This is a genomic window from Rubritalea marina DSM 17716 (genome assembly GCF_000378105.1).
Lineage (GTDB): Bacteria > Verrucomicrobiota > Verrucomicrobiia > Verrucomicrobiales > Akkermansiaceae > Rubritalea > Rubritalea marina.
On the sequence record NZ_KB899254.1, the window covers coordinates 16,019 to 34,994 of the forward strand.

Below are 18,976 nucleotides of genomic sequence, written 5' to 3' on the forward strand. Positions count from 1 at the left end.
GGCGGGCTTATATCGTTTTAGGGTCTTAAGTTTTTGGAGTGTGAATGGGTAGTCTTAGGGGTTGCCTTTAGAGGGAAATCGGTGCAAGTTTGCGGCGCCGTACACACACAGACGATATGGGAAAGACACTTTACGATAAGACCTGGGACGCGCATAGCGTGGGAATCTTGGAGGATGGACGCACACAGTTGTTCATTGGTTCACATTTGATTCACGAGGTGACCTCGCCGCAGGCCTTCGGTATGATCCGAGACCTAGGAATGAGTGTGAAATTTCCGAATCGCACCTTCGCGACGGTGGATCACATTGTGCCCACTGACAATCAGCAGCAGCCCTTCCAAGACAACCTGGCTGAGGCGATGATCAACGAGCTGAAGAAGAATGTGGAAGAGTATGGCATCAAGTATTTCTCATTGAGTACAGGGATGCAGGGTATCGTCCACATGGTGGGGCCCGAGCAAGGGATCACCCAGCCAGGTACTACGATTGTGTGTGGAGACTCACACACGGCGACCCACGGGGCCTTTGGGGCGATTGCCTTCGGTATCGGTACCACTCAGGTGCGTGATGTGCTTGCGACTCAGACGCTGGCGATGGCCAAGCTTAAGGTGCGCCGCGTCAATGTGAATGGCAAGTTGAAGCCTGGAGTGTATGCGAAAGATGTGTCTTTGCATATCATTCGTCACCTTGGTGCCAAGGGGGGGATTGGATTCGCCTACGAATACGGCGGCGATGTCTTTGATAATTTCACCATGGAGGAGCGCATGACGGTCTGTAACATGGCGATTGAAGGTGGTGCTCGCTGTGGATACGTGAATCCGGATGCAAGCACATTTGAATACCTTAAGGGGCGCCCGTACGCTCCTAAGGAAGATGAATGGGATGCTGCGGTGGAGCGTTGGAAGGGCTTTGCCTCCGATGCCGATGCTGATTACGACGACGTGGTAGACTTTAACGCAGAAGACATTGAACCAACCGTGACTTGGGGGATTTCACCTGATCACGGGGTGGGTGTCTCTGAGCTCATTCCAGATCCAGCCAAGGCTAAGACGCCGGAAGAGAAGGCTAGTATCGATGAGGCGCTTGCGTACATGAAGCTGCCAGCGGGCACTCCCGTGAGTGAGATTCCGGTGGATGTGGCCTTCATTGGTTCCTGCACGAATGGCCGCCTTTCAGATTTCCGTGAGGCAGCAAAGCTGCTCAAGGGGCACAAAGTCGCAGATGGGGTGAAGGCAATTGCCGTTCCCGGTTCGCAGATCACGGCGCACCAATGCGAGCAAGAAGGAATTGCTGAGGTGTTCCGCGAGGCTGGTTTTGAATGGCGTCATGCAGGTTGCTCTATGTGTCTTGCGATGAACCCAGACAAGTTGGTAGGAGATCAAATTTGTGCGAGTTCCTCGAACCGCAACTACAAAGGCCGTCAGGGGTCACCCACAGGGCGCACGATTCTCATGAGCCCTGCGATGGTGGTGGCTGCGGCTGTGAATGGCAAGGTGAGCGACGTGCGCGCCCTCAGTGCCTAAGTCCTAGCTGCTGGGGTTGCTCAGCCTACAAAATATTTTTCACCCCCTCTGGATGTTCCAGCTGGGGGTCTTTTTTTGTCGTGAAACGAACTTATTTGGGGCTTTTAAAACGATTTGTTTAAGAGCTTCTCATCAGGAAAATGCAAAGTGTTCTTTTTTTGAAAGAAGTGATGAGTACGCTTGCGTATTAAATCACATGTAAGAGGCAATGCGCTTCTTCATGTTTTCATTGTGTAGGATACAAAGCCGTTTCGGAGAGCGATCTCCGGAGCGGTTTTCTTTGTTTTTGGGAGGCTTTTAGCTGTGGAGATGATTCTGGAGGTAGGTGATTTCTGACAAGTGGGGGCTGAACGCGCTGATGCTCTTCAGGGTTTCTCTCGCCGTGGGAATCTCAATCTGCTCTCTCTGAATCTGAAGGAGGTCTCTGGAGAAGCCTCGCTCAGGAAATTCTTGTTCGGTGAGGTGGAGGCAGGCCCAGGCGCGGGCAATCCGTAGTTCTGGTTGTGCTTGCTTGGGGTTCATGCGCGTGGCGAGGTGCTGGAAATGCCGCACTGGGTCGCCAAGGAAGTGCTCATCACGAGCATGCTTGATCATCCAAAGGATCGCATCGTAGGGGATCGGGTGGCTATCGAGTATGGAGTGGTTGTCTGGGAGTACAGCCATCATTGCTTTGTCTAGCTGGAGGATGGCTTGAGCGGGCTTTTCATGGAGCCATTGCGATTGGGCTAGCTCGAGGCAGCTAAAGTAAAAATGAGGGCCACATTCTTCTCGATGCACACGCGTGTGTGTGACGGGAACTGGGCTGGAAATCTCGGGTAGCAAAGGGCAGGGTGCTGGCGCGTGACTCGGCATGGCGTGACGATACCCCAGTGCTGCTGAAGATGGAATGCGTAATGTAAATGATGCTTGTTGTCTGCGGGGCGATGATAGATGCTGTCTGCAGCGAGCAATGAGTGACAATTTAGAAGATCTCGAACAGTGGGGAGAAGACGTCATTTTTGGGCGTGTGAAGGGCTTTCGCGCCTCTCTCATGCGTTGCTTTTTGCGTGTGTTGTCTTGGGTGTACCGCTTTGGGGTGAAGCAGCGCCTTCGCCTATATCGTTCGCATTGGAACCAGCCAGTACAACTTGGCACTACTGTGATTAGCATTGGCAATATTACGGTGGGAGGTACCGGCAAGACGCCTGTGGTGGAGTTGTTTGCCAAAACACTGCGTGACCGAGGGCGCGATGTGGCGATCCTTTCACGTGGGTACAAATCAAAGAAGCTAGATAGCCCGCAGACCTGGCGCAGCCGTGAGACTGGCGAGGAAATTCCTGAGGAAGATATGCCTAGAGTGGTGAGTGCCGGTCGGGGCCTAGAGTTGGACGTGCAATATGCTGGAGACGAACCATACATGCTGGCCAAGAATCTCGATGGCGTGGCAGTGGTGGTGGACAAAGATCGTGTGAAAGGCGGGCGCTTTGCGATTTCAGAGTTGGAGTCTGATTTGTTGTTGCTGGATGACGGTATGCAATTTCTGAAGCTAGGCCATACGATTGATGTGGTGCTTGTTGATTTTAATGCTCCATTCGGGACGGGTGCAATCCTGCCGCGTGGTACCTTACGCGAGCCGCCGCGCAATCTTTGCCGGGCGGATTACGTGTTCATCACGAAGTGCTACAAGGCGGGGAATACTGAGTTGATAGAAAAGATCCGTAAGTACAATCCAGTCGCTGAGATTATCGAGTGCACTCACGGGCCGCAGTACATTGAGAATGTGTTTACCGGCGAGGTGCTGCCTTTGGATTTTTTGAAGGGCAAGTATGTTGCTGCAATCAGCGGGATTGCGGTGCCGCAGAGCTTTGAAGAAAAGCTCACCGACTATGGGGCGAACGTGCTATTCCATCGCACCTACGCTGACCACCATTCCTTTAGCCAGAAAGATATTGATCGCTTCATGCGCCGCTGTGTCAGACGAGATGCCGATATCATCGTGACCACGGAAAAGGATGCTGTGCGTTTTCCGCGTCCTGAGGAAATGGATGTGGAGGTCTACTTCCTACGCATCGAGGTGGATATCCTCAGTGGGCAGGAGGTCTGGGATAAGTTGGTCGATCGTGTTTGCGGCGAAAAGATGCCCATTGATCCCCTGTTGATCAACGAGCGCGCTTTTGCTTCCTGATAGATTTTCCAAATTTTACAGGCTAGTATGTTAGGCTCAATTGTTGAGTCCTATGGAAAAACAAGATTTAGTTCATCTGCTGAGAGCTGCTGGAAAAATTACGAATTCTCGAGAGATTTACGTATTTGGCTCGCAGGCGATTCTGGCGGCAGACATTCACCATCATGAAATTTTACACCGTTCAATGGAAGCGGGTCTGGCGGTGCCAGGCGACAATGGATGCATGCCAATTTAGTCGCTGAATGGGATGAGGTGGCGCGTTTGATGAGCAATCATCCGTTTGCATGCATTATAGACCAAAAGAGGCGTCAGGAAATCCTCTATGGTGTGCCACTTGATGGGAACCAGCCCACGAAGTGGCGTGACTTCGGCTTGGCCGATTTAGCTTAACTAAATGCAGCAGCTAAGTCAGCGAGGGAGTCGCCGTCTGGCTTGTCAGCATCGGCGATGGCTTTTTTCTGTAGCTCGGTGATTTGTTGAACACCCTCGGTAGCGAGCTCAATCATTTGTGCCATTTGTTGGGCGCTGAAGGTGGCTTCTTCGCCGGATCCTTGGAGTTCCACAAAGTTGAGGTCCTCAGTCATGACGACATTGAAGTCGACGCTGGCATCTCGGTCTTCAGGGTAGTTCAGGTCGAGCACCGCGGTGTCTTTGTAGATTCCGGAGGAAATCCCTGCTACCAATTGCTTGAGTGGGGATTTCTTCAACTTCCCTTCGGCTACTAGCTTATTGAGGGCAATCGCCACTGCGACACAGCCTCCGGTGATGGACGCAGTGCGTGTGCCGCCGTCGGCTTGGAGCACATCGCAGTCGATCCAGAGAGTGCGGTGGCCAAGTGCTTTGAGGTCGACCACCGAGCGGATGGATCGGCCAATGAGGCGTTGGATTTCAGAGGAACGTCCATCGAGCTTACCCCGCGTGATGTCGCGTGCTTTGCGGTCCAGGGTTGAGTATGGGAGCATGTTGTACTCGGCAGTGAGCCAGCCACCTTTGACTTTTTGGTATTTCATCCAGCGCGGCACATCCTCTTCGATGGTGCAGGCGCAGATCACGCGTGTGTCACCGAAAGAGACGAGCACCGATCCGTTGGCATGGGGCGCCACGTTGGCTTGGAAGCTGATCGGGCGAAGGGCATTGTTGGCTCTGCTGTCTGGACGCTGCATAGTCACAGTCATACTGAAGATGCCCGAGGATTCAAGGAAATTGGGAGGCTTCTTGGCGTCAATAATGGGGGTGAAAAGCGCCGAATTACTTGAGGCTTTCGAGTGTGTTGGAGATTGATTCGATAAAGACTTTGGCGGCGGGATTGGGGTGCGTGCTCGGGCGTGTGATGAGCTGCACGCTACGCGAGGCGTCTGTAATTTCTTCCACGCTGATGCTGGGGGGGATGGGACGTGGCACAGCCATGGAGGGGATGATGGCGGAGCCGACACCGGATTCTATCAAGGACAATAAGGTGGCGATCTGATCGCAGACGATTCGGTGTTCGATCGTCGGGTCACAGTAGGCGAGGGTTTGATCTCTGAGGCAATGTCCGTCTTTGAGGGTGAGCATGTAGTTTTCCTCACCGCTATCCTGCATGGTGGGGCTCACGGTGTAGAGTTTTTCATTGAAGAGAGGGATTTCTTCGAAGTGGGAAGCTACGGATTTATCTAGGGTGTTGAGGTCGCTTGTGATCGCGAGATCGAGGTGACCTTGGTGTACCTTACGGGCGAGTTCCTTGGTGGTGTCCTCGTGGATTTTTAGTTTGATCTCTGGGTGTGCCGCGATGAAGGGGGGGAGGATTTTGCTGGTTAAAAAGGGAGCAATGGTGGGAATGATGCCGAAAGAGAGATTTCCTTGTTTTAGCAATTCGGTTTCAAGCAATTCCGCTTCAATACTGCGTGTCTGTTGTAAAATGAGCTTGGCTCTGCCTAGCAATCTTTCACCGATATCTGTCATGGTGAGCGGGCGGGTGTCTCGGTTGATGAGCGGGAGACCAACGGAATGCTCGAGGCTTTTGATTTGCTGGCTTAGAGCGGATTGGGTGATGCCTAGTTTGTCGGCTGCGTTGGTGAAGTGGCGAAATTCTGCTAATGCTTCGAGGGCTGAAAGTTGCGAAGTGGTTAAATTGATAGCCATTGGGTGGGGTCTAGGTGCAGGTTTGGGGTGATTTAGCTATTAGTGTTAGCTTGTGCGTGTGCGAGCTATCATTAGTTAGTTTTATTCCATCGGAACTGTAAAAAATTGTATGGAATGGCACAAAAATAGCCACAGTTTTGCCGTGGCTATTCAGGCATTGAGGGGGGCTTGATTCAACGCTTTCTGCGCAGAGTGACTGCGGCCAGGCCAAGTCCGAGCATTACCGTACTGCTCGGCTCTGGGATCACGTCGACAGCCATTACGTTGGTAATCTGATCTCCTGCGGCCGTGGCGATGAAGACGTTGACTTGCCCGCCTGGGGACACGTTGTTGACTTCCTCTAGTGTGGTCAAACTGTCGAGAGTGACTATAGGGCTGCTTGGGATGTTGATGGTAGTGAAGAGCGTGGCATTAAAGTCACTCACATTATTAATCACGAAGCGCACGTGGAGGTCTGGACCATCGATGTCACCGCCGGAGAAACCACGCTGCACTTGAGATGTTTCGAAGTCCCAATCCTGAGTTAAACCACCCACCCGTTCAGCATTTACAGAAATGGTTGGGCCTGAGGCTCCAGTGAATTCGCTGCCGCCTAATCCGGTGTAGGCGTCTTGGAATACCAGTTTGTAGCCGTTCGTGCCGATGGTTGAGGAGCTTCCGTCAGCGACGGTGAAGGAAAGAGGGGCTGTGAGAGTGATGCCTGTCAGGTAGCCACCGGAAGAGGTGAATAGGACAGCTGAATGGGAGAGGGAACTGAGGCAAGCTAGTGCGCCTAGCGTGAGAAGATGAGGGTATTTATTCATGGTGATTGAGGGTGAATCACGGTGAATATAACCTATTGATCACTCGTTAGTCTAGATGAATGTCAATCAGTCGTTGCAGCATGCTCACGAGAGTTTGGCCTGATCCCTTAGTGCTCCGCGTGCATGCATGCGCTCTAGGCGTAGTGATTCATCTATCTCAAGGTGGTGGATCTCAATCTGGCACCCGTCAAAGCGTTCAGCAAGTAGGGCCTGCCATTTTGCTTTGTCGCGAAGCTCAGTGGTGAACGGGCCTGCTAGGATGACGTCGGTGTGAGCTAGGTTGTCGTCGGCGAGCTGAAACAATGTCTCGTAGACGGGCTCTCGATACGTGGTCTTATAGAGGGCTGAGTCACGATCGTGTGGGTCGAGTCCAGCAGCGCGGTGAGCTGCTTGGATCATCAAGTCCGTGGCTGAGTCACTATCAAAATAGGCAGCGTGGATTTGCTTTGCTAATTTTTTAGCAAAGGTGGTTTTTCCTGAGGCGGGAAGGCCACATACAATGTGTAAGCGGTGCATCGTGTTGTGTTGGGTGAGCAATGGCTGAGTGCATTGCTATTCTAAATGGAAAATCATGGATCGCATTGTAAAACTCAATGGAAATGTCATTATTGCACTCGGTTTGAAACTTTGTTTGAAAATAGTCATAACGCGTCACATGTTGTGCTTATTGTTTATTTTCATCCTAAAAACTATCCACTGCTAGATTGAGTGTAAGTTCACGATGACTATCTAGATATGCATAGTACTTTCGACAGCTTGTCAGCGTGAGTTGAGCCTTTTGGATCAGTCTGAAACCTTAGTTTAGGGTGTTTGATGGAGAGATGTGGTCTTTTGTTATGTGTTTGATTGTGCCTTATGTTGTGGAATTGTGATTTGGCTTTATGGTCCTTGTCTAATTTTTTCTCAGGACTGTCTAATTTTTTAGTGTGATACCTTTCACGGTGGCTTGTCATTTTTTTGTGTGTCATAAATCGTTCGAGTAGTGATTCTAATACTAGTTATTATGGTCGGTGTTTAACGAAAACACACAAAACTTAATTTTTTCTTAATGTTTTTTAGCTATATTGAGGGCGTCTTCAGGAGTTCCTTTTGGAGGCACAATCATTCAACACAAGTAGACACCCCACCCCCGAACTTTCTATTCATGGCGATGATTGCATGAAGTATAATAAACAATCAAAAATACCCCTTTGAAAATCTGAGCATCGACTCTGGGAGGAAGTCTAGCCAGATTGATAAATGCGATGGCACAAGGATCTGATCCTTGTGCCATCTCTGTTTATTATGGTAGATTTGAGGATCGTGTGATCAGTCCACGTAGGTGATTTTTGAGTGTTTTGAGCTGAACGAGGATAGGATGAAAGTATTGATAGCGGAGAGTGATAGGCAAATGCGCGAGCAACTCGTAAGCAGCCTAAGGCAAGCCAAGTATGTGGTAGATGTGGTAGGCGACGGCGAGGAAGCGTTGTACATGATGAAGAACTATCCCTATCTGGTGGTGCTTCTCGCAGATGATTTAAGGGGGGAGGGTGCTTTAGATGTCTTGAAGCAAGCACGCGCTGCCAAGGTGCGCAGTTGTATTATGATGCTGGGCGCGACAAAGAGCCCAGCGGTGCGTGTTCAGGGCTTGGATAGTGGGGCTGATGACTACATGGTCAAACCGCCTAACCTCGAAGAGCTAAAAGCACGTGTGCGCGTGATGGTGCGCAGGCAAAGTCTTGAGGGGAATTCATTGATCAAAGTTTCGGATGTGGAGTTTGATCAGAATTCGGGCCGAGTGATGAAGGGTGGCGAGGAGGTGTTGCTCACTGGGCGTGAGTTTAAAATTTTGAAGGTGCTCTTAATGCATCTCGGCACAGTGGTGCCCAAGTCCTTGGTGTATGACGCGATTGAAAGTGAATACGAGCACTCGATGTCAAACTTGCTCGAAGTGCACCTGTGTAGTTTGCGTAAAAAGCTTGGGAAGGACTTTATTCTGACCTTCCGTGGGCGAGGTTACATGATCGATCGAGATTAAAAAAATACCCTGAGCGGGCAATGCCACTCAGGGTATAGATTCTGATAATACGTGTTTGAAAGCGCGAGCTACGTCTAGACGCGGCGCTTGCGCTTGAGGTTGATCTTCGCAAGGTTTTGAGCGATGACACCTTGGAGGTGAGCAAGCTCTTCGAGGTCCTTGCTGTGATCGAGACCTTTGAGTGCCTCTTCAGCGCGCTCTACAGCGGCTTGGGCAGTGGCTTCATCAATTTCTGCTTCGCCAAGAGCCATGTCTGTGAGGATGGTGATCTTGTCGTCAGAAACTTCAGCGAAGCCGGAGCCGATCGCAAGTTCGTGAGAAGCACCGTCTTTTTGGTAACGGAGTTCACCTGGTGCGAGAGCAGTGACGAGCGCAGCGTGCAAATCAAGCACACCGATCTCTCCTTCTGCTGCCGGAAGATAAACGTCGGATACCTTTTCAGAGAGCACTTTTTTCTCAGGAGTTACGATTTCGAGATGAAGCATGATTTAATTTGTGATTTGTAATTTGTGATTTGAGATGAGCTGACGACCAGTGATCGCCAGCTGTGCTCAAATTAGTCGCGGGATACCTTGTCGATGGAGCCCTTCATGTAGAAGTTGGACTCAGGTACGTCATCCCACTTGCCGTCGAGGATCTGTTCGAAGCCTTCGATCGTTTCTTCGATGGATACGTAGACACCAGGAACGTTGGTGAATACTTCACCCACGAAGAATGGCTGAGTGAGGAAACGCTGGATCTTACGTGCGCGGTATACAGACATTTTATCTTCGTCAGATAGTTCGTCCATACCGAGAATCGCGATGATGTCTTGAAGATCTTTGTAGCGCTGAAGCACGCCTTGTACGCCACGAGCTACGTTGTAGTGACGCTCGCCTACTGTGTCAGGAGCAAGTGCCTTAGAGGTAGAAGCAAGTGGGTCAACCGCAGGGAAGAGAGCTTGTTCTGCGAGGGAACGCTCAAGTACCACTGTTGCATCAAGGTGAGCGAAGGTGTTTGCAGGAGCTGGGTCAGTCAAGTCATCCGCAGGAACGTAAACCGCCTGGAGGGATGTGATGGAACCCTTTTTCGTAGAAGTGATTCGCTCCTGGAGTCCTGCCATTTCCTCAGAGAGAGTTGGCTGGTAACCCACAGCAGATGGTGTACGGCCGAGAAGCGCGGACACCTCAGATCCTGCCTGAGAGAATCGGAAGATGTTGTCAACGAAGAGAAGAACGTCCTGACCTTCTTGGTCACGGAAGTACTCAGCCATGGAGAGAGCTGAGAGTGCCACACGGAGACGTGCTCCTGGAGGCTCGTTCATCTGACCGTATACGAGAGCAACCTTGGAGCCTTCTGGCTTGAGAACTGGTGTGCCGTCAGCATTGATGATTGGCTCGCCGTCTGCGTCTTTTTCGACTGCGATCACGCCAGATTCGATCATTTCCCAGTAAAGGTCGTTACCCTCACGGGTACGCTCACCCACACCTGCGAATACGGAGTAACCACCGTGTCCGAGAGCGATGTTGTTGATGAGCTCCATGATTACCACGGTCTTACCAACACCAGCACCACCGAAGGCGCCAACTTTACCACCCTTGAGGAATGGGCAAACAAGGTCGATTACCTTGATCCCTGTCTCGAGGATTTCAGTGGAGGATGCTTGGTCTACAAGCTTAGGTGCTGGGCGGTGGATGCCTGTGCGCTTGGATGCGTCTGCAAGTGGCACGTTTTCATCAACGAGCTCACCGGTGACATTGAAGATGCGGCCGAGAACTTGCTCGCCCACTGGTACTGTGATTGGTGCGCCAGTATCAGTGATCTTCATGCCGCGCTTGAGGCCGTCAGATGTGCTCATTGCAACAGCACGAACCCATCCGTCACCAAGGTGCGACTGCACCTCGAGTACGAGCTTGGTTTCTGTACCAGCGAAGTCGTATGTGACTTCGAGAGCGCTAAAGATGTCTGGAATGTTTGCTGCGTCCGAGAAGTCGGCGTCGATGACCGCACCGATGATCTGAACGATTGTTCCTACGTTACTCATGGTTTTGTTGTATTATCAGTTAGTAAATTTAGTAAAAGTGATCAGAGAAGTGATCTGGATTATTCCATTGCCTTCATGGCAGTGGTGATTTCGAGAAGCTCGGCGGTAATGGCTGCCTGACGAAGCTTGTTGAATTCTAGTGTGAGTGCGTCTTGCATGTCCTTCGCGTTGTCGGTAGCCGCTTTCATGGATACCATACGAGCTGAGTGCTCGGATGCGCGTGATTCTACGAGCATCTGATAGACTTGGAAGTTGACGTACTGTGGCAGGAGGGTGTCGAGCACCTTGGCCGGTGATGGCTCGAAGGTGTATTCTTTTTCAAGAGCCTTATTTTTATCGGTTTCACCGACGGCTCCTTTACCGACGCCTTCGTAGTCTTGCTTTTCGCCGAGGCTTGTGGACTCGATAGGGAGCAGCTGAACCACTGTAGGAACCTGGAGCATGGTCGACTTGAAGTCGTTGAATGCAACCTTCACACAATCGTAATCACCACTGAGGAATTTCTCAGTGAGAAATTTGGAGATTGGGCGGGCCTCTGCAAATGGCACAGGGTCCTTCACTACGAAGTCGGCCTTGGTGTCATTGCCAGACTTAGCCAAGCTGATACGCAGTTTACGGCCAACAGTGACGTATTCAGTCTCATTTGTATGTTCCTTAACAACCTCTTTCAAGAGATTGCCGTTGAAACCACCACAGAGACCTTTGTCTGCTGAGATGACGAGTGTGAGTGTCTTCTTGCCATCGCGCTTCTCAAGAAGTGGGTGAGCATTTTCATCCACATTTTCTTTGAGGTTTACGAGGACCTTGTTGAGCTCATCTGCGTAGGCACGACCAGCGATTGCTTGGTTCTGAGCCTTTTTCATTTTGGCTGCAGCAACAAGCTCCATCGCGCGTGTGATCTGCGCTGTGTTTTTTACCGATTTGATTCGGCGACGAATGTCTCTCAGATTTGCCATTGTTTTTCTTAAGTAGCGTCTAGCGAGTAGCTATTAGCGAGTAGTTAGAAAGACGGACGCCGCGCTTGCGGCGTCCTCCTTAATTGGAAATTACTTCCAAGATCCTTTGAAGTCTTCGATAGCCTGAGTGAGGCCAGACTTGACTGCGTCAGTGATCGCTTTGTCGTCAGCGATGAGCTGAAGAACGTCTGCTTTGCGCGTGTTGAGGAATTCCTCAAGTGCTGCTTGGCATTCGCCCATACGCTCCACGTCCACATCGTCGAAGTAGCCGTTCTGCATTGCGAAGAGAACAGCAACCTGGAGCTGCATGGACATTGGTGAGTATTGGTTTTGCTTGAAGAGCTCAACAATGCGCTGACCACGTTCGATTTTCGACTTTGTCGCGTCATCGAGGTCAGAACCGAACTGGGCGAATGCCTGGAGTTCGCGGAACTGAGCAAGGTCAAGCTTGGTGGTACCAGCAACTTTCTTGGTGGCCTTTGTCTGAGCGGATGAACCCACACGAGATACGGAAAGACCCACGGAGATCGCTGGGCGGATACCTTGGTTGAAGAGGTCAGTTTCAAGGAAGATCTGACCATCAGTGATGGAGATCACGTTGGTTGGGATGTATGCGGATACGTCACCAGCCTGCGTTTCAATGATTGGAAGTGCTGTGAGTGAACCGCCACCTGCGTTCTCAGAGAGACGTGCAGAACGCTCAAGAAGACGGCTGTGAAGGTAGAAAACGTCACCAGGGTATGCCTCACGACCAGAAGGACGCTTAAGAATGAGGGAAACCTGACGGTATGCTACAGCGTGCTTGGAAAGGTCATCAAATACGATGATACAGTCGCGGCCTTTGTCCATGTGGTATTCAGCTACTGCACAACCGGTGTACGGTGCGAGGAACTGGTTGGCTGCGGAGTCAGATGCGGATGCGGAAACGATGGTCGTGTACTCCATGGCGCCAGCCTCTTCGAGAGTGGCGATGGTACGAGCTACGTTGGACTGCTTCTGGCCGATTGCGACGTAGATACAGTACATTGGCTTGTAGCCAGGAAGTTTACCAGCTTCTGCAGCTTTGTTCTGGTTGGACTGAGAGATGATGGTGTCGATGGCGATGGTAGTCTTACCTGTCGCGCGGTCACCAATGATAAGCTCACGTTGGCCACGGCCGATGGGCACCATGGCGTCGATGGCCATAATACCAGTCTGCACTGGGACAGAAACGGACTTACGCTTAATGATACCAGGAGCGATTTTCTCAACTGGGTAGTCGACTGTGTCTGCGACTTCGCCTTTGCCGTCGATCGGTGCACCGAGGGTGTCGATCACGCGACCAAGAAGGTTTTCACCAACTGGTACAGAAAGGAGTTCACCTGTGCACTTACACTCATCACCAGCTTTGAGGTCGCGGTAGTCACCGAGGAGAACCACACCGACTTCACCTTCTTCAAGGTTGAGTGCGAGACCGGTAATTCCGCCTGGGAATGAGATCATTTCGTTGAGTTGAACGTCGCTGAGACCTTCTACTTTTGCGACACCGTCACCGATTTCACGGATGGTACCTACATTGCTTTTACCGACGGATGTCGATACGTTTGCGAGCTCTTGTTCGAGTTCCTGAAGAATGCTGCTCATGGCTTACTTATTGGTTAGATTGGTTAAATTACCCTAGTGTGGGATTCGTTTATTTGGATTTGGTTAAAACGCATTGGCGATGTTTTCGAGGCGGCTCTTGATGGTGCCGTCCCAAACGTCATCACCCTTGCGGATGCGAATTCCACCCAAGAGGGCAGAGTTGACTCGGTATTCGAATGTGAGGTCGTCGCCGAACTTGGCTGTGAGTTTGGTCACGATGCCTTGTTTGGTGGTGGTATCGAGTTCTGCAGCGCTATCCACGGTGACGTGTTTGGCTGCGAGGTCGATTTCAAGCAAGCGCTTGAGAGTGACCAAGATTCCACGGAAGTTGCGCGGCTTACGTTCTGCAATTGTTTTAACAACTTTGCTGAACTTGGCTTCGTCCACTTTGCCGTCTGCTTTGCAGAGGTTGTAAAGTCGGCGTGCAGCTGCTGCGGCGTCTTTAGATACTTTCATGGTTTGATAGGTTGGCGATCGACGTTCAAAAAGTGTTTGGTGAGATTAGCCCTCGACGCTTGCGAGTGCTTCCTGGTTGATGCGCTTGTTGTCTTCTTCAGTGAGCACCTTGCCTGTGACAGCAGCGGTGGTTGAAGCAACGAGCTTGCCGAAGTCCTGCTTGAGCTCAGTGACCATTTGTTCGCGCTCAGCTTTTGCGTTAGCTTCAGCTTTAGCGAGGATGTCCTGTGCTTTGTTGATTGCTTCCTGTGTCTTCTCTTCTGAGAGGGCAGCAGCGCTTTCTTTAGCTTCTTCGATGAGGCGTTGTGCATCAGCATTGGCTTTCTCAAGAGCAGCTGCGGTGCGCTCTTCGGAGTCGGCCAATTGGGTCTCGATGCGCTTTAGCTTTTCTTCACCTTCTGCAATACGCTTTTTGCGCTGTTCAAGCATTGCGGTGATTGGGCCAAAGGCAAACTTCTTAAGAACAAAGATCACGATAGCGAAGTTGATAAGCTGGAACGTGAAAAGCTTCCAGTTTACGCCGAAAGTGTCGAGTAGGTTAGCGTCGGCTGCAACGTCTGCACCTGCTGCTGCAAGAATTGTGATCATTATCGTAAAAGTTTTGGTGATGAAGTGTTGGGTAGAAATCCGCTGCCGCTCATCGTGCGGCAGCGGATGAATAAAGTGTTTCCGTTACTGATTACTTAGCAAGGAACAATGTGAGGATGAAGATACCTTCACAAAGTGCTGCAAGAATGATGGAAAGAGTAAGGATTGGGCCAGCTGCGCCTGGGTTGCGACCAGTTGCTTCTGTTGCCTTGAATCCGATGAGGCCGATGCCGAGTGCTGCGCCGATTGCTGCAAGTGCGATGGATGCGAATTTAGTTGCCATAATATTATGTATTCTATTTTTGTTTTGTTGTTGTGTTCATGGCCTCCTCCACGGTCGCTATGCTATGGATCCGAGGCCTGAGAGTGTTTAAGAATTAGTGTGCGTGCTCGTCGTCGTGGTCGTCGTGCTCACAGATGAGCTTGAGGAATACCGAGCAAAGGAGGGTGAATACGAGAGCTTGAACGCCACCCACAAGAAGCTCCATGAAGTAGAATGGAAGAGAGGTGAGCCAGCCGAACCAGCTTCCACCGATGAACATCAAGACTTCAAGTGTTTGCTCACCACCGTAGATGTTGCCGAAGAGTCGGAAGGAAAGTGCTACTGGGCGGATCGCAATGGAGACGATTTCAAGCACGCCTACCACGCCGAAGATGAAGATCATCAATACAGCCATGAGGCCATTAAATTTGCCTTTGGGGGCGAAGATGTGAGCGAGGAATCCCTTGAGTCCGTTCTCTTGGATGGCCCAAACGAACCAAAGTACGGCGAATGTGAATGCCATGGCTGCGGTCATGTTGACGTCTGCGTTTCCGCCGCGCATCAATGGTTCTGCAAAGTGACCATGTGAATCCATTCCCCAACCTAGGGTGCCTACACCTGGAAGGAGTCCGAGGTAGTTGGTGAGGATGATGAGAAGGAAAGTAGAGCCGAAGAACCAGAAGGTCTTCTTCACAAGGTGGTCACCAAGGATGCCGCCAAAGAAGTTGTAAAGGGACTCGATCACAAATTCAGCGAAGTTTTGTACTCCAGCAGGGACCACGGTGATTTTCTTGGCAGCGATGCGGCAAAAGAGGGTGATGAGAGCAACCGCAATCCAGACACTCACGGTGGAGTTAGAGATGAACCCTGAGTCACGAAGCTCAATGGCTGTCTTTGGGAGAACTGGAGCTTCTCCGCCCGCTGCGCCTGCTAGGGAAGCGAGACCAAGGCTGGTGCCGAGGATAGCGAGGGTGCTGAAAAATGATTTGTTAGTCATGAGATTAGGTTGCCGGTTCGGCTAGCGCCATGTGCAATAACCTCCAAGCAACTATCGAGCAAGCCTATTTGTGAAAATTTTCACAAACTATCTACCCCTTCGGTGTAACTTGCTCAGGAGGAGTTTGTCACCCTCTGTTTCCGGCTTTCTCAGCGATGTCTGTATATCGTTAGAATTTAACTGTTCCGTAGTAAAATTGAGGGGCTTAATCTCTTGGTGAGATCTGTATGATAGCTGAGGTGCTTGTGGCCCAAGTGTTAGTGCGTAAATTTGTTAGTTTGGACTCCTAATCTAACGTTTTAGGAACATGAAATGTTAGCGCATTGATGGCAATTCCCGTGAATCCCTTGAGGAATATAGAGTTTTTCGCTTTTTTTACCTTTACAAGGTCGTGGATATCCGTGAAGAATGTAGCGCTATGAATAAAGCTGAACTTGTAGAAGCAATCCAAAACAACCTCGGGAAAGATGCAACCAAGCGCCTCGCTGAAGACGCACTTTCTGCTGTGCTCACCTCCATCACGGAAGGTGTAAAGAAAGACGGCAAAGTCCAACTTATTGGCTTTGGTACTTTCGAAGTAAAGACTCGCGCTGCGCGTAAGGGTCGCAACCCTAAGACTGGTGAAGAAATGCAGATCAAAGCCTCCAAGACTGTTGGCTTTAAGGCATCTTCATCCCTCAAAGGTTCCCTCTAATCACTACACATTAAGTGAATTTGTAAGCCCTCTTGCCTATTTGGCGAGAGGGTTTTTTTGTGCCTAGGCCTCAGCTTTAGAGTGGGAGCGCGAGCTCCAATAGTGCGGGGAGGATGCGCGGGGGCTAGCGTTCGAAGCGGCTCTCGTAGAGTTCTTTGAGGAGTTGCTCCACTGGGGTGACCTCGCCACTTTGTTCCCAGGTTTTCACCTGGTCTTGGAGTGCGGTGAGTGAGTGTTTTACTGCGGGGAGTTCTTTCTTCCATCGAGGGGTGTCTAGGATGAGGTTGAGGTAGCGATGGCCAAGCTGGTAGGCAATTTGGCGGTCGCTGGGTGAGTTCTCGGTAGCTGGAAGATTGCGTTCCCAGGTGATCTTGCAGAGCTCGACCATGGCTGGGGCTGAGACTTCTAATTGGGTGGTGTGGTTGGTGAAGATGTGGGTGTATTGCTCGATAGCTCCGTCGACGAGTTGGTTCTGCTGGTAGCTTTGGCCCATGAGTAGGCGCACGCGCCCTTTGTGTTTGGATTGAGGGAATGTTTCAAGGAAGGAGGCTGCAGCTTGCGTGAGTGGCTGGTGTTGCTTGAGGTGGCGTTGCGCTTCGATGAATTCGAGCTCCAGGGCTTCGGTGAATCGAGGGTTGTGGAAGTAGGCTTGGCTGTTTTGTCCCAGTTGCTTGAGGTTGCCCGGCTTGAGGGGCATGTCTTGGAGGCGCTTGCTCTGGATGGTGAGCATTTGAGTTAGGGCGCGTTGTTCTAGGGTGCCGTTGCTTTTGACTTTTGCTAGAACTGGTAGGCTCTGGGTGGCTCCGCGGGTGGAGCGGTTGAGTTCGCCGGCGAGGTCATTGAGCAAGTAGCTTGGTAGCCATTCCGAGCTCAACTGGTGTTGGAGAGTGGCGTGTATTTGACGGATGCTGGCAAGGTAGGCGAGTTTGGCGCCCCAGCTCGTTTTCTGCTTCTCTAGGTTGATGGTGTAATATTCCAGTAGGGCATGCAATGTGCAGCTAGCGGCTGTGGTGCTGAGGTTCTTGCTGAGTTCTGTGAGTAGGGCGTTGGGGGATGCTTCGCTAAGGTGTTCCCAAGTGCGGTGGCGGAAGGCGAGGTCCAGGCCGGCTTCGAATTGTTGCTCGATCGCATAGTCGATGCGTGCTTGTAGATCTTTGGAAGCTTCTGCTTGCTTGTCAGAGATGACGAGGCTGTCGTAGGCGATGCTGATGATTTGGCAGCCATACTCAGACTTGGGGAAGGCTTCGCGGAATGCTTGGTAGTTCTCTGTGATTTTTTGATGGTAGCTAGCTGGGTTGTCGAGTTCTTGCGTCTCGATGGCGTGGCTGAAGTGGAGCAGGAGTTCAAAGTACGCCTCTTGGTGGAGTGTGCTTTTGCCTGCTTCTTTGGCCAGGAAGATGGCTTTTTGGAGCTTGGCTTGCGCCTTGTCGTTTTGCTCAAGAACGGAATAGGTTTGTCCGAGGAGGATGAGGCATTTGATTTTTAGGGCCTTACATGCGGGGTTGCTGCTTAGCTCAAGGAGTGTATCTAGGGCCTCGTCATAGCGATCGGTGAGATAGTAGATGTAGGCCATTTGGTATTCGGTGGACTCTAGCAGTTCTGGCGTGCTGATCGCCTGGAGGAGTGTGAGGGCCTCGCTTGTTTCCAATAGCGCGACTTGGCTTCTGGCTGCTAGGTAGCGTAGTTGGTCTGCATCGCTTGCGTCTGGCCATTGTTGTAAATAGCGTTCAGCGATGGTGACGGCCTGGCGGTAGTTTTCATTCAGGAACTGGAGTGTGGTCTGGGCCTTCCATGCGGCCTGTTGCTGCGCGGGGCTGGGCTGTGGGGTGGCTAGGATGGATTCGGCCAGGAGCTCGGCCTTGGGGAGCTCTTGTTTGCTAATGTAGTAATCGAGTGCGAGACTCTGATAGCTGGCAAGGTTCTGCGATTGTTGGGCGGCGTTGAGTAATTCTGCTAGTGCGTCACTCATGTTGCGCGCGGGGTCTTTGAGGTAGTGGCTGAGGAGCTCAAAGGTGAAGCCGAGGGCGCTAGGGACTTCTTTGGATTTGAGTAGGGCTGTTTCTAGCAGTTCGCTTTGGGCGTCAGCTGGGAGTTGTCGTGCGAGTGCGGCGAACTGTTTGGCTGTGGGGGGGGATGCGCTGATGAGTACTGGGGTGCTGAGTAGCTTGCCCAGGTATTCTAGAGCTAGACTTGTTTGTTTGGCTTCAATGGCTGCGCTTGCGGCTAGGAAAAAGCTTTCTCGCAGTGGGCGGGAGCTCAGCAATGGATTGTGCTCGCGGAAGTATTGTTGGAATGTGCTCAGCGCTTGTTCCGCTTGTTTTTGTTCCAGCAGGTTTTTGGCGAGCTGAAACTGAGCTCTGAGACGGAGGCTGCCATTGTTGGTGTGTTTTAGTGCTTGTTGGAAGTTGGCCGTGGCTTTGTCTCCTAAATCTAATTCTACCAGGCACGAGGCGAGGGCAAAGTAGGTGGTGGCTTTTTTTTCTGCGGGGGTGGCGTCATCGAATGCGAGCACTTCACGTTGCAGCGTCTCGGCAGCGCGCATCCAATCTTTTGCTTCTAGTGCTTGGAGGGCGCCTGGGCTGAGGAGTTTCGCTTGGCTTTCCTGAGCCTTCAGTGGTGCGGTGAGAGCTAGGAGCGTGGCTCCGAGGCAGAAGTATAGCTTGCGAATAGGTAGCTGCATGATGGGGTGAGGTGGTTGATGCTTGCGCATGATGATGAACCAATAATCAATAAATGTTTAGGAAGAAAG

The 18,976-nt window shown here is 51.3% G+C and carries 19 protein-coding genes; 5 read left to right on the plus strand and 14 right to left on the minus strand.

Annotated features, from left to right (window positions below):
- Window positions 1–116: 116 nt before the first annotated feature.
- Window positions 117–1,523: a 3-isopropylmalate dehydratase large subunit gene (gene leuC / locus F454_RS0107495; protein WP_018970026.1), complete on the plus strand. Its 1,407-nt coding sequence runs from the start codon at window positions 117–119 to the stop codon at window positions 1,521–1,523.
- A 297-nt stretch (window positions 1,524–1,820) separates the two neighbouring features.
- Here leuC and F454_RS15735 read toward each other — a convergent pair whose 3' ends face one another.
- Window positions 1,821–2,375, minus strand: coding sequence for a hypothetical protein (locus tag F454_RS15735; RefSeq protein ID WP_018970027.1), 555 nt, complete (start codon window positions 2,373–2,375; stop codon window positions 1,821–1,823).
- Between the two features lie 97 nt (window positions 2,376–2,472).
- Between F454_RS15735 and lpxK the strand changes: the two genes are divergently transcribed.
- A complete protein-coding gene (gene lpxK, locus F454_RS14585) occupies window positions 2,473–3,687 on the plus strand; it encodes a tetraacyldisaccharide 4'-kinase (protein ID WP_018970028.1) in 1,215 nt (404 codons plus the stop codon).
- 52 nt (window positions 3,688–3,739) lie between these two features.
- Window positions 3,740–3,922 (plus strand): hypothetical protein, encoded by a 183-nt coding sequence (locus F454_RS16325; protein ID WP_156817192.1) that lies wholly within the window; start codon window positions 3,740–3,742, stop codon window positions 3,920–3,922.
- 151 nt (window positions 3,923–4,073) lie between these two features.
- Here F454_RS16325 and rph read toward each other — a convergent pair whose 3' ends face one another.
- From rph to F454_RS14590, 4 genes are all read right to left on the minus strand, one after another.
- A complete protein-coding gene (rph, locus tag F454_RS0107515) occupies window positions 4,074–4,862 on the minus strand; it encodes a ribonuclease PH (protein WP_240471549.1) in 789 nt (262 codons plus the stop codon).
- A 73-nt stretch (window positions 4,863–4,935) separates the two neighbouring features.
- Window positions 4,936–5,808, minus strand: a complete 873-nt coding sequence (locus F454_RS0107520) for a LysR family transcriptional regulator (protein ID WP_018970031.1) — start codon at window positions 5,806–5,808, stop codon at window positions 4,936–4,938.
- Between the two features lie 173 nt (window positions 5,809–5,981).
- Window positions 5,982–6,611: a PEP-CTERM sorting domain-containing protein gene (locus F454_RS0107525; RefSeq protein WP_018970032.1), complete on the minus strand. Its 630-nt coding sequence runs from the start codon at window positions 6,609–6,611 to the stop codon at window positions 5,982–5,984.
- A gap of 84 nt (window positions 6,612–6,695) precedes the next feature.
- Window positions 6,696–7,127, minus strand: a complete 432-nt coding sequence (locus F454_RS14590; RefSeq protein WP_018970033.1) for a P-loop nucleotide/nucleoside kinase family protein — start codon at window positions 7,125–7,127, stop codon at window positions 6,696–6,698.
- Between the two features lie 841 nt (window positions 7,128–7,968).
- Between F454_RS14590 and F454_RS0107535 the strand changes: the two genes are divergently transcribed.
- Window positions 7,969–8,628, plus strand: coding sequence for a winged helix-turn-helix domain-containing protein (locus F454_RS0107535; RefSeq protein WP_026292779.1), 660 nt, complete (start codon window positions 7,969–7,971; stop codon window positions 8,626–8,628).
- A 74-nt stretch (window positions 8,629–8,702) separates the two neighbouring features.
- Here the strand turns inward: F454_RS0107535 and atpC are convergent, their stop codons facing one another.
- From atpC to F454_RS0107575, 8 genes are all read right to left on the minus strand, one after another.
- On the minus strand, window positions 8,703–9,113 hold the full coding sequence (gene atpC, locus F454_RS0107540; protein WP_018970035.1) for an ATP synthase F1 subunit epsilon: 411 nt from the start codon (window positions 9,111–9,113) through the stop codon (window positions 8,703–8,705).
- A 71-nt stretch (window positions 9,114–9,184) separates the two neighbouring features.
- Window positions 9,185–10,651: a F0F1 ATP synthase subunit beta gene (atpD, locus tag F454_RS0107545; protein ID WP_018970036.1), complete on the minus strand. Its 1,467-nt coding sequence runs from the start codon at window positions 10,649–10,651 to the stop codon at window positions 9,185–9,187.
- Between the two features lie 59 nt (window positions 10,652–10,710).
- A complete protein-coding gene (gene atpG, locus F454_RS0107550) occupies window positions 10,711–11,607 on the minus strand; it encodes an ATP synthase F1 subunit gamma (protein WP_018970037.1) in 897 nt (298 codons plus the stop codon).
- Window positions 11,608–11,697: 90 nt separating this feature from the next.
- On the minus strand, window positions 11,698–13,230 hold the full coding sequence (atpA, locus tag F454_RS0107555; RefSeq protein WP_018970038.1) for a F0F1 ATP synthase subunit alpha: 1,533 nt from the start codon (window positions 13,228–13,230) through the stop codon (window positions 11,698–11,700).
- A 63-nt stretch (window positions 13,231–13,293) separates the two neighbouring features.
- Window positions 13,294–13,686 carry a F0F1 ATP synthase subunit delta gene (locus tag F454_RS0107560; protein WP_018970039.1) on the minus strand — a complete coding sequence of 131 codons (393 nt, stop codon included), beginning with the start codon at window positions 13,684–13,686 and terminating at the stop codon, window positions 13,294–13,296.
- A 45-nt stretch (window positions 13,687–13,731) separates the two neighbouring features.
- Complete coding sequence (atpF, locus tag F454_RS0107565; RefSeq protein ID WP_018970040.1) at window positions 13,732–14,274, minus strand: F0F1 ATP synthase subunit B; 543 nt, start codon at window positions 14,272–14,274, stop codon at window positions 13,732–13,734.
- Window positions 14,275–14,365: 91 nt separating this feature from the next.
- Window positions 14,366–14,557: a hypothetical protein gene (locus F454_RS0107570; RefSeq protein ID WP_018970041.1), complete on the minus strand. Its 192-nt coding sequence runs from the start codon at window positions 14,555–14,557 to the stop codon at window positions 14,366–14,368.
- Window positions 14,558–14,651: 94 nt separating this feature from the next.
- Window positions 14,652–15,533 carry a F0F1 ATP synthase subunit A gene (locus F454_RS0107575; protein ID WP_018970042.1) on the minus strand — a complete coding sequence of 294 codons (882 nt, stop codon included), beginning with the start codon at window positions 15,531–15,533 and terminating at the stop codon, window positions 14,652–14,654.
- A 418-nt stretch (window positions 15,534–15,951) separates the two neighbouring features.
- On the opposite strand from F454_RS0107575, the gene F454_RS0107580 reads away from it, so the two are divergent.
- Window positions 15,952–16,227: an HU family DNA-binding protein gene (locus F454_RS0107580; RefSeq protein WP_018970043.1), complete on the plus strand. Its 276-nt coding sequence runs from the start codon at window positions 15,952–15,954 to the stop codon at window positions 16,225–16,227.
- Between the two features lie 124 nt (window positions 16,228–16,351).
- Here F454_RS0107580 and F454_RS0107585 read toward each other — a convergent pair whose 3' ends face one another.
- Complete coding sequence (locus tag F454_RS0107585) at window positions 16,352–18,937, minus strand: tetratricopeptide repeat protein (protein WP_018970044.1); 2,586 nt, start codon at window positions 18,935–18,937, stop codon at window positions 16,352–16,354.
- Window positions 18,938–18,976: the final 39 nt, after the last annotated feature.